This is a genomic window from Streptomyces sp. NPDC042638, assembly GCF_040647235.1.
Taxonomy (GTDB): domain Bacteria; phylum Actinomycetota; class Actinomycetes; order Streptomycetales; family Streptomycetaceae; genus Streptomyces; species Streptomyces rameus.
This window is the reverse complement of record NZ_JBEZBT010000071.1, coordinates 21281-32646: the sequence shown is the minus strand read 5'-3', so window position 1 is coordinate 32646 and position 11366 is coordinate 21281. Positions and strand designations below refer to the sequence as shown.

The following is an 11366-nucleotide window of genomic DNA, read 5'->3' as shown; positions in this document are numbered from 1 at the left end:
ACAGGCGAGCCCCGGGTCCGTGTGCGCGGTGGTGTGGCCTTCGTCCCTCGGCTGAAGCGCGCCCCGCTTGCCGAAGGCCCCCGGCGCGAGCTCAACCCCGACGGCACCGTCCTTGTCACGGGCGGCACCGGGACGCTCGGCGGTCTCGTCGCCCGGCACTTGGCGACCGAACACGGTGTGCGGCACTTGCTGCTGGCCAGCCGGAGCGGACCGGATGCCGAAGGGGCGGCGGCGCTGTACGAGGAACTGACCGGCCTCGGCGCGACCGTCACCATCGCCGCGTGCGACACCGCCGACCGGGACGCTGTCGCGGCGCTTTTGGCCGCCGTACCGGATGCGCACCCGCTCACCGCCGTGGTTCACACTGCCGGAGTCCTCGACGACGGCGTGGTCACCGCTCTGACCCCGGACCGTTTCGACACCGTGCTGCGGCCGAAACTCGACGCCGCACTGCACCTGCACGAACTGACCCGGGACATCGATCTTGCGGCGTTCGTCCTCTTCTCCTCCGCCGCCGGAGTCCTCGGCAACCCCGGCCAGGGCAACTACGCCGCCGCCAATGCCTCCCTGGACGCCCTCGCCCTCCACCGCCACCGCTCCGGCCTGCCCGGCATCTCCCTCGCATGGGGGGTGTGGGACCAGACCGGAACTAGCGGGAACCGGGGCATGGCCAATCAGCGGAGGATGGCCCCGCAGGGCCTGGTGGCACACTCCAGCCAGGAGGGTCTGGAGCTGTTCGACGCGGCGCTGCGGTCGGACGACGCGGTGCTCTTGGCGGCCAAGCCGGACTACGCCGCGCTGCGCGCCCAAGCCGCGTCCGAACCCGTAACCGTACTGCTGCGGAGCCTCGTGCGGGCCGGCCGTCGCACCGCTCGGCACGTGGCCCCCCGTTGGGGCGGCCTCGCTGAACGGCTGGCCGCCACGCTCCCGGTCCAGCGAGAGCAGATGCTGCTGGATGTGATCCGGCGCGAGGTCGCTGCGGTCCTGGGCCATTCAACACCCGGCAAGGTCGACCCCGACCGGGCTTTCCGGGAGGTCGGCTTCGACTCGATGTTGGCCGTTGAACTCCGCAACCGACTCAACGGACTCGTAGGGATCCGCCTCCCTGCCACCATCATCTTCGACCATCCCACACCCCGGAGCCTGATGCGCCGTCTGCTCGCGGAACTGTGCCCCGAGGCCGTTGGCGAGTCGGCGGGTCGGGAGGACGAGATCCGGAGGGTCCTGGTCACCACGCCTCTGTCCCGGTTCCAGGAACTCGGGCTCATGGAGAAGCTCCTGCAACTGGTGGCGAGCCCCGGTGGTGAAAGTGCCACAGCGCCGGACACCGCCGAACCGAAGCAGGACGGCAAGCTGCTGATCGAGGAGATGGGCGTTGACGACCTGGTGGAGCGCGCAATGAGGAAAGCCCGGAAGCAGTAGCGGACGCACGACCGGAACGAACGGAGACAGCGAATGACCAGCTCAGAGGCAAAGCTTGTCGAAGCGCTGCGGGCTTCACTGATCGAGAACGAGCAGCTGGAGAACGAGAACAAGAAGATCCGCGACAGCTTCACTGAACCGATCGCCATCGTGGGCATGGCGTGCCGGTTCCCCGGTGGGGTGTCGTCACCCGAAGAGTTGTGGGAGTTGATCGCCGATGGTCGTTCCGCAGTCGGCGCATTCCCCACCGACCGGGGCTGGGATCTTGAGAACCTGTACGACCCGGACCTCGATCGGGCCGGCACGACTTATGTCCAGGAAGGCGGGTTCCTGGACGACGTGGGCGAGTTCGACGCCGGCTTCTTCGGCATCTCACAAAGCGAGACGCTGGTCATGGACCCGCAGCAGCGTCTGATGCTGGAGACGTCGTGGGAGGCGATCGAACGGGCGGGCATAGACCCGGCTACTCTGCGTGGCAAGAACGTCGGCGTGTTCGCCGGCGTGGGCGGGCACGATTACGCCACAGGTTTCCACAGCGTCCCCGACGAGCTCGAGGGCTACTTGATGACCGGCGGCTTGGCGAGCGTCCTGTCGGGACGGGTTTCCTACACTCTCGGGTTCGAGGGGCCCGCAGTCACGGTCGACACGGCCTGCTCGTCGTCCCTGGTAGCCCTGCACATGGCAGTGCAGTCCCTGCGTTCGGGCGAGTCGTCGTTGGCGCTGGCCGGGGGCTCCAGCGTGATGTGCACTCCCGCCGGCTTGGTGTTGGCCTCGCGTATGCGGACTCTTGCGAAGGACGGCCGGTGCAAGGCGTTCGCGGCATCCGCGGATGGAACGAACTCTGCCGAGGGCGTGGGCGTCCTGCTGTTGGAGCGGGTTTCCGATGCCATCCGTGACGGACATGAGATTCTCGGCGTCGTACGGGCCACTGCGGTGAACCAGGACGGCGCGTCCAACGGACTCACCGCGCCGAACGGACCCTCGCAGCAGCGGGTGATCCGCCAGGCACTCGCTACCACTGGTTTGTCGTCCGCCGATGTCGACATCGTCGAGGCGCACGGCACCGGAACCCCCCTGGGCGACCCGATCGAGGCACAGGCCCTCCTCGCCACCTATGGTCAGGGCCGTGACCCCGGACTGCCGCTGTGGCTCGGTTCAGTGAAGTCGAACCTTGGACACGCGGGCCATGCGGCAGGCGTCGCTGGTGTGATCAAGATGGTGATGGCCATGCGGCATGGTGTGCTGCCGCGGACTTTGCACGTGGACGAGCCCACGCCTCAGGTCGACTGGTCCGCTGGAGCGGTTGAGTTGCTGACCGAGGCGCACGAGTGGCCCGAGATCGGCCGTCCTCGTCGTGCGGGGGTCTCCGGCTTCGGCGTCAGCGGCACCAACGCGCACGTCATCCTGGAGCAGGCGCCCGAGCAGACGTCCGTGAACCCGTCCGACGAGAAGGCGCGCGTGCTGGGCGACTCGGTTGTGCCACTGGTCCTCTCGGCCCGTGGCGAGGCGGGTCTCGCCGGTCAGGCCCGGCGCCTTGGTTCGTTCCTGAGGCAACGTCAAGAGCTGGACCTGCTTGACGTCGGCCGGTCGTTGGTGCGGAGCCGGGGTCTTCTCCCCGACCGTGCGATCGTGCTCGCCGAGGACCGGGAAGAGGCGCTGACCGCATTGGACGCTGTGGCCAACGGCGAGTCAGCGACCGGTGTCGTCAGGGGAACGGCCGAGAGCGTAGTGGGCCGGACCGTCTTCGTGTTCCCCGGCCAGGGCGCACAGTGGGCGGGCATGGGAAGGGAACTGCTCGAGGCGTCGTCCGTGTTCGCAACCAGCATGGCCGAGTGCGCCGAGGCGCTTGACCCGCTGACCGGCTGGTCGTTGCTCGATGTGGTGCGGCAGGTGGAGGGCGCCCGGTCCCTTGAAGACATCGACGTCGTGCAGCCGGTGTCGTGGGCACTGATGCTGTCGCTTGCCGCGCTGTGGGAAGCGTGCGGGATCGTCCCGGATGCGGTCGTGGGTCATTCCCAGGGCGAGATCGCCGCTGCCTGCTTTGCCGGTGCGCTGTCCCTTCCGGACGCCGCCCGCCTCGTGGTCTACCGGGCCAAGGCCATCCGCGCCGAGTTGTCCGGACGCGGAGGCATGGCGTCCCTCGTTGCCGGCGTCAAGGCCGCCTCCGTGCTGATCGAGGAGTCGCCGGGCCTGGAGATCGCCGCGGTCAACGGACCCTCCTCAGTGGTCGTGACCGGTGAACTGCCCGCCCTGGAAGAGCTGCTCGCCCGGTGCGAGACCGAGGGCATCCACGCCCGCAGGATCCACAGGGCCAACGCCGCCGGACACTCCGCACAGATGGATGTGCTGCGCGACTCTTTCCTTGAGGCACTTAGGGGGATCTCCGGCGGCCCTTCGCGCGTGCCGCTGTACTCCACGGTGACCGGGCGACTCCAGGACACCACGGAACTGGACGCCGAGTACTGGTATCGCAACCTGCGGCAGACCGTGCAGTTCGACCCGGCCATCCGGTCCCTGGCCGGTGATGGACATGGAGTGTTCATCGAGGTCAGCTCCCACCCTGTGCTGGCGTCGAGCGTCCAGGACGTGCTGGAGGAGCTCCAGGCACCCGCTGTCGTCACCGGGTCGCTGCACCGCGACGAGGGCGGCCCGCGCAGGTTCCTCGCCTCGCTGGCCCACCTGCACACCCACGGCGTTCAGGTCTCCTGGGGAGCCGTCCTCGGCCGCGGTACGGAGCGGCCCGTGGATCTGCCCACGTACGCCTTTCAGCGCCAGCGCTACTGGTTGGATCCGGCAGACTCCGGTGGGGACGCACCAGGCCTCGGTCTCGAGGCGGCGGACCATCCCCTGCTCGGCGCGGTCACCGAAATCCCCGGCTCGGACGGCGTGTTGTTCACTTCCCGGCTGTCGCTGCGCACGCACCCCTGGCTCGCCGACCACGCGGCCGCCGGAGTCGTCCTCGTGCCCGGAGCAGCATTCGTGGAACTCGCGGTCCGCGCCGGCGACGAGATCGGGTGCGGCCTGGTCGGCGAACTGGTTATCGAGCGCCCCCTACTGCTGCCCGAGAGCGGCGGTGTCCAGGTACGTGTGTGGGTGGGTGAGCCTGACGAATCTCGCCACCGCACCGTCCAGATTCACTCCCGCTGGGAGGAAGCCGGTCCACGTGGGAGCTGGACCCGTCATGCCTCCGGACGCCTGGTGCCGGAGGAGGGTGGGGCCGATTTCGACCTCACCCAGTGGCCGCCGCCCGGCGCCACCGCCGTCGACCCGGACGTACTCGCCCACGCCTACGACGGCATGGCAGAGGCGGGATACGGCTACGGTCCGGCCTTTCGGGGCCTGCGCGGGGCGTGGACGCGCGGCGAGGAGGTGTTCGCCGAGGTCTCACTGCCCGAGGCGGCAGGCAAGGGCGATGACTACGGGCTGCACCCGGCCCTCCTGGACGCGGCCATGCACGCCTGTGCCTTCCGCACCGATATGCCCGGCGAGAGCCCGAAGCTGGCTCTGCCGTTCGTCTGGCGCGACGTCAGACTGCACGCCATCGGAACCTCCACACTGCGGGTCCACCTCACACCGCTCGCCCGCGACACGATCCGCTTGCGCCTGGCCGACGCCTTCGGCGCACCTGTGGCCGCCGTCGACTCGATGGTCCTGCGACCGGTGGTCCCGGAACTGCTGCGCGTCGGCTCAGGTGCGTCCAAGGAGCAGATGTTCCGTGTGGCCTGGGAGCCCATCTCCGTCAGGAGCGTGCATGACGAGCTGAACGTCGTACCCGTGACAACTGCCGAGGACGTTCGTGCCGTGGCCGGAACGCCCCCCGGCATGGTCCTCCTCGATGTGGCCGGGAACGGACGTACGGACCTCGCCGCCGTCCGGGACGTCACCGGGCGAGTGCTGGAGGTCGTCCAGGCGTGGCTCGCAGAACCCGCCTTCCAGGACACTCCTCTCGTCGCTCTCACACAGGCGGGTGCGGTCGTCCAGGACGGGGACCCGGCTCCCGACCTGGCCGTTGCGACGGCTGCCGGCTTGCTGCGTTCGGCACAGTCCGAGAACCCGGGCCGCATCCTCCTGGTCGACACGGACGGCACGGAGGCGTCAGCCCGGCGCCTTCCCGATGTACTCGCGTCCGGGCAGCCTCAGGCGGCACTTCGCAGCGGCGCGGTGGCGGTGCCGAGGCTCGTCAAGGCCGCCCCCGCCGATGCCCATGGCCGTCCACTGAACCCCGAGGGCACGGTCCTGATCACCGGCGGTACGGGTAGGCTGGGTCGCCTGGCGGCCAGGCACCTGGTTTCCAAGCACAAGATCAGAAACCTCATCCTGGTCAGCCGGAGAGGACCGGACGCACCGGGCGCGGCCGAGTTGGAAGCCGAACTCGAGGGGCTCGGGGCGCTCGTCCGAGTCGTAGCGTGCGATGTGTCCGATCGAGACTCCATGGCCGCGCTTCTGGCCTCGGTTCCCAAGGACACCCCCCTTACCGGCGTGATCCACGCGGCCGGAACGCTGGATGACGGTGTGGTGACGTCCCTGACGCCCGAACAGCTCGACACGGTGCTCCGTCCGAAGGCCGATGCGGCACACATTCTGGATGAACTCACGCGCGATCTCGACCTCGCGGCCTTCGTCCTGTACTCGTCTCTTTCGGGGATCTTCGGTTCAGCGGGTCAGGGCAACTACGCCGCCGCGAACTCCTACCTCGACGCGCTAGCCGTACGCCGTCATGCTTCCGGACTGCCGGCGACCTCACTGGTGTGGGGATGGTGGGGGCAGGGATCGGACGCGCTGGACAAACTCGCTGAGGTCGAGCTGAAGCGTTTCGACCGCTGGAACAGCACCGAACTCACGGCGCAGGAGGGCATGGAGCTGTTCGACCTCGCGCTGCTTGACCGTGACGCTGTTCAGGTCCTGACGAAGTTGGAACTCGAGGCGATATGGGACCAGGCCAACTCCGCGTCCGTCCCCCCACTGCTGCGCGGCCTCATCCGCGTCAGTCGGCGGCCCGCCCGTGATGGGGCGACCGGGGCCGACACGCTGGCGGATCGGCTGGCCGAGGCGTCCCCGGACCAGCGAGGAAAGATCTTGGTCGACCTGGTCCAGCGCGAGGTCGCCACGATCCTCGGCTACGTGTCCGCGGACGAAATCGGACCGGACCTTTCCTTCTTCGACATCGGTTTCGACTCTCTGACCGCCATCGAACTCAGGAACCGGCTGTCGGCGCTCACCGGCGTCCGCATCCCGGCCACCTTCGCCTTCGAGTACCCCACCGCGGAACTGGCCGCCGAGGAGCTGCTGGAACGCCTCGAATCCCACGTGGGCTCGCCGGACACTCCACGCATGGTGCGCGGAGGTCAATGACCGACTCGCCTCCCTGCCGGAATCCGACAATGCGACGCAGCACGGCCGGCGCACCGGTCACCGACCTACCCCCTGCGCCACTCGCCGACGACGAACACCCAAGGAGACAAAGCATGTTCGACAAGGACAAGTACCTGGAGTACCTCGGCTTCTCGGGAACGCCCGACGCAAGCCTGGCGACCCTGCGGAAGATCCACCGCGAGCACCAGATGCGGATCCCTTACGACAGTGGTTACGCCCTGGACCTGAACAGCAGTGGTGACGCCCTCGGCCTGGCCCAGGCGTCCTTCGACCTTGACCCGGCCTTCGAGACGATCGTGCTCAGCGGCCGGGGCGGCATCTGCGTCGAGTTGAACTTCATGTTCCATCGGCTCCTCGTCGAGTTGGGCTTCGACGTGCAGGTGCTGGCCGCAGCCACCCTCCTGCCGGGGGGAGTGTGGGGCCCTGACATCGAGCACATGGTCATGCGCGTCACCATCGACGGTGAGGACTGGCTCGCCGACGCCGGGCACGCGGGCATCTCCATCGTGGAGCCGCTGCCGTTCTCCGGAGAGACCGTGGTCCAGGACGGCATCGAGTTCCGGTTGACCCGTCGGGAGGAGCACTACTTCCTCGAGTACAAGACCCGCGCCAAAGACTGGCGCGACAGTTACCGCTTCCTGCCGCAGACGCGTACCACCGCGGACTGGGCCCGCTGGCGCGACGCCCTGCCGCAGGAGGAGATGGTGGCCCACCCGCGGCGCCGCCGACGGGTCATCGACAACGGGCAGGTCACGCTCACCGCGAACCTCTTCCTGTCCGTTGAGGACGGCGAGGAGCGGCTTCGTCTCATCCGGGACGAGAACGAGCTCGAAAAGATCGTCAGCACCTACTGGAGCTGAGCGGACGAACCACCACGACCGCTTGCGGAAAGGCCGGAGCTGCTCGCGAAAGCTTCAGCCTATCCCGCCGTGCACAGCCGGACCTGCGGTCAGCTGGGGCCCCGGTCGCGCCAAGGGTTCAGACGGCGGACCGTCTCCCGAAGACCCCGGCGGGGTGGCCGCCCCGGCGCACCACCGGCTTCCACAGGACAGAGTGAGGCGGAGTGAGAGAACAGATACCGGTCCACATAGGCGAACGTTCCTACGATGTGCTGATCGGCCCCGGGGTGCGTTCCATGCTGGCCGAAGTGATCCAGGGCCTCGGCGCCCGGCGGGTCGCCGTCGTGTCAGCCCGGCCCGCGGAATGGGTGCCTGACACGGGAGTGGAGACCGTGCTGCTGCCCGCCCGGGACGGTGAGCCGGACAAGAACCTCGCCACTGTCGAGGCCCTGTGCGCGGAGTTCGTTCGCTTCGGCCTCACACGCAACGACGCGGTCGTCTCCTGCGGGGGCGGAACCACCACCGACGTCGTCGGCCTGGCCGCCGCCCTGTACCACCGGGGCGTGCCGGTGGTACATCTGCCGACCACGCTGCTGGCCCAAGTCGACGCGAGTGTCGGCGGCAAGACGGCGGTCAACCTGCCCTCCGGTAAGAACCTGGTGGGCGCCTACTGGCAGCCCGCCGCCGTGCTGTGCGACACCGACTACCTGTCCACCCTGCCCCGGCGGGAGATGCTCAACGGCCTGGGTGAGATCGCCCGCTGCCACTTCATCGGTGCCGGTGACCTGCGCGGGCTCGGCCTCGCGGAGCGCATCGCCGCCAGTGTGAGGCTGAAGGCCGGCGTCGTCTCGGCCGACGAGCGGGACACCGGCCTGCGACACATCCTCAACTACGGCCACACCCTGGGCCACGCCCTGGAGCTGGCCGGCGGCTTTGCGCTCCGGCACGGCGAGGCCGTCGCCATCGGCACGATCTTCGCGGGCCTGCTCGCCGGGGCCCTGGACCGGATCGGTCCCGAGCGGGTGGCGGAGCACCGGGAGGTCGTCGAGTTCTACGGCCTGCCCACCGCGCTGCCCGAGGGCATCGAGACGGCCGAGCTGATCCGCCTGATGCGCCGGGACAAGAAGGCGCTCACCGGCCTCGCCTTCGTCCTCGACGGGCCCGGGGGAGCGGAGCTGGTCCACGACGTGCCCGAACAGGTCGTCACCGAGGTCCTGGAGCGCATGCCACGGCAGCCACTCGGGCAACTCATCGAGCCGGCAGGCTTCCACGGAACGGGAGCCCCGCTGGCATGACGCGCTCATCAGAGGCAGCGCACGGCGAGGTCCGGGGCGGGAACACGCGGGAGCCGAGGCTCGCGGACCGCCTCGCCGCGGCCCTGGCCAGACCTGCGGCGCAGCAGCCCGAGTGGCCGGACCCGGCCCGGGCCCGGACAGCAGTGGAACTGCTGCGCACCGCGCCCCCGATCGTGGCCGAGTCCGAGACGGCGCAGCTCTCCGAGCAGCTCGCGGCGGTCGCCCGCGGCCAGGCGTTCCTGCTGCAGAGCGGGGACTGCGCGGAAACCTTCGCCGAGACCACCGAATCGCACCTGCGAGCCAACCTCGGTCTCCTGAAGCGTATGTCGCTGCACCTTGCCCACGCCGCCGGGCTGCCGGTGGTTCCCCTCGCCCGTATGGCCGGACAGTACGCGAAGCCGCGCTCACAGTCCGTCGACGCGGACGGCTTGCCGGTCTACCGGGGTGACATGGTCAACTCCGCCGAACGCACCCTCGCCGCACGCACTTGTGACCCGGACAGGATGCTGCGCGCCCGCGGGCACGCGGCTCGCGCGATGACGCTCGCCCGCCGGGCGTACGCACAGGAGCCGGCGAACCCGCACACCGGCCTCCCCTCGTACCTGCAAGGCACCCCCGGCGGCGGCCGCTTCGTCCGCACCGCCGAAGAGATCGGCCGCGATCCGGGCCCGAGCAGCGAACAGCTCTATGTGGGCCACGAGATGCTCCTGCTCGATTACGAATGCGCCCCGCTCCACACCGCCGGGTTCGCCACCGGTCCGGAACCACTGCTCGTCAGCCCCCTCGCCCACTTCCTCTGGATCGGCGAGCGCACGCGAGGCCTCGGCGACGCGCACCTCGCCGTCGCCGAACTGCTCGCCAACCCCATCGGGGTGAAAATCGGCCCCAGCACAACCCCGGAAGAAGCCGTCGAGTACGTCCGCAGGCTCGACCCCCATGCCACTCCCGGGCGGCTGACGTTGATCAGCAGGATGGGCCACTCCCAGGTCCGCGAGGTGCTGCCGCCGATCGTGGAGAAGGTCACCTCCACCGGCCACCAGGTGGTATGGCAGTGCGACGCGATGCACGGAAACTCCCGCACGACGCCGGATGGCCGCAAGACCCGCCACTTCGACGACATCGTCGCGGAGATCAACGGCTTCTTCGACGTCCACCGCACCCTCGGCACTCACCCCGGCGGCCTCCACTTGGAGGCGACCGGCGAGGACGTCACCGAGTGCCTGGGCGGCGCCCGCGGCCTCGGTGAGGCTGACCTGCCGGCCCGCTACCGTACCGCCTGCGACCCTCGCCTGAATGAGGAACAGTCTATGGAACTGGCCTTCACCGTTGCCGATTTGCTCGCAGAGGCCATCCGGCCGGCTGCCCAGCAGGTCACCTCTGCCGGCCCCGGGAACCCGCGATGACCAACACCGCCACCCCGCCGCAGGCCGCGATCAGCGGCACCACCCGCTTGTACGCGGTGATCGGCGACCCGGTCGAGCAGGTCCAGTCCCCCGGCCTGCTCAACCCGCTCTTCGCCGAACAGGGCGTGGACGCAGTGCTGGTGCCGGTACAGGTCCACCCTGGCGATCTGGAACGGGTCGTACACGGCCTGCAGCGGATCGGTAACCTCGACGGCGTCTTCGTCACCGTCCCACACAAGACGCACGCCGCCCAGCTCGCCGACCGGCAAAGCCATACCGTCAAGATCGCCGGAACGGCCAACGTGCTGCGCCGCGAACCCGACGGCAGTTGGCTCGCTGAGAACTTCGACGGTTCCGGTTTCGTGACTGGCCTCGCCCGCGCCGGGCATGAGATACGAGGCAAGCGGGTCGCGCTCGCCGGGGCCGGCGGGGCGGGCAGCGCCATCGCGTCCGCGCTGCTGACGGCCGGCGCGGACCGGATCGCCGTGACCGACCCGGACCTGCCCAAACTGGAGACGCTTGTCGGCCGGCTCGCCACGTACTGGCCCGGCCGAATCCACGCCGTCGCCGAACTGCCCCTGCATGAGAGCGACCTCGCGGTCAACGCGACCCCGCTCGGACTGCGATCCAGCGACCCACTGCCGTTCCAGCCCGAAGCCCTCCCGCCCGCAGCGGTGGTGGGCGACATCATCATGAAACCCCACGAGACGCCCCTGCTGCGGCAGGCCGCCGCCCTCGGCCACCACGTCCACCACGGCATCCACATGCTGAACGGTCAAGTGGAGTCCTACTGCGCATTCTTCGGCCTGAGCGCACCCAGGACCGGCTGACGCACACACCCGCCACGATCCCGCGTCCAGCCGACCCACACCCCGACAGACGGCTACCAGACCGGGGGATGTGGGGTGGTGAGCGCGGTGCCTACCGTGAAAGTCGCACTCTTGGGCCTGATCCTCGAGGTGGAACCTCCGGTCGGCCGCGTGCCCCGCCCGCTTTATGCCGTCCGTCGGCCATCGGCCGAGAAGTGTCCGAAG

General features: G+C 69.3%; 6 protein-coding genes. All 6 read left to right on the top strand.

Features of this window, described 5'->3' with window-relative positions; all coding sequences use genetic code 11:
• A partial coding sequence (locus tag AB0B40_RS34415; RefSeq protein WP_362267450.1) for a beta-ketoacyl reductase occupies positions 1–1422 on the top strand: 1422 nt, incomplete at its 5' end.
• 33 nt (positions 1423–1455) lie between these two features.
• A complete protein-coding gene (locus AB0B40_RS34410) occupies positions 1456–6774 on the top strand; it encodes a type I polyketide synthase (protein ID WP_362267448.1) in 5319 nt (1772 codons plus the stop codon).
• Between the two features lie 113 nt (positions 6775–6887).
• A complete protein-coding gene (locus AB0B40_RS34405; RefSeq protein WP_345047964.1) occupies positions 6888–7655 on the top strand; it encodes an arylamine N-acetyltransferase in 768 nt (255 codons plus the stop codon).
• A 203-nt stretch (positions 7656–7858) separates the two neighbouring features.
• Positions 7859–8929, top strand: coding sequence for a 3-dehydroquinate synthase family protein (locus tag AB0B40_RS34400; protein WP_362267447.1), 1071 nt, complete (start codon positions 7859–7861; stop codon positions 8927–8929).
• A complete protein-coding gene (locus tag AB0B40_RS34395) occupies positions 8926–10332 on the top strand; it encodes a 3-deoxy-7-phosphoheptulonate synthase (RefSeq protein ID WP_362267445.1) in 1407 nt (468 codons plus the stop codon). Before AB0B40_RS34400 ends, AB0B40_RS34395 begins: the two co-directional genes overlap by 4 nt.
• Entirely contained in the window at positions 10329–11162 is an 834-nt protein-coding gene (locus AB0B40_RS34390; RefSeq protein ID WP_362267442.1) for a shikimate dehydrogenase, read from the top strand. Before AB0B40_RS34395 ends, AB0B40_RS34390 begins: the two co-directional genes overlap by 4 nt.
• Positions 11163–11366 lie beyond the last annotated feature (204 nt).

Excerpts from the sequence above, each read along its gene's own strand:
- AB0B40_RS34410 (WP_362267448.1), top strand. The coding sequence starts at position 1,456 with ATGACCAGCTCAGAGGCAAAGCTTGTCGAAGCGCTGCGGGCTTCACTG.
- AB0B40_RS34390 (WP_362267442.1), top strand. The coding sequence starts at position 10,329 with ATGACCAACACCGCCACCCCGCCGCAGGCCGCGATCAGCGGCACCACC.
- AB0B40_RS34395 (WP_362267445.1), top strand. The coding sequence starts at position 8,926 with ATGACGCGCTCATCAGAGGCAGCGCACGGCGAGGTCCGGGGCGGGAAC.
- AB0B40_RS34405 (WP_345047964.1), top strand. The coding sequence starts at position 6,888 with ATGTTCGACAAGGACAAGTACCTGGAGTACCTCGGCTTCTCGGGAACG.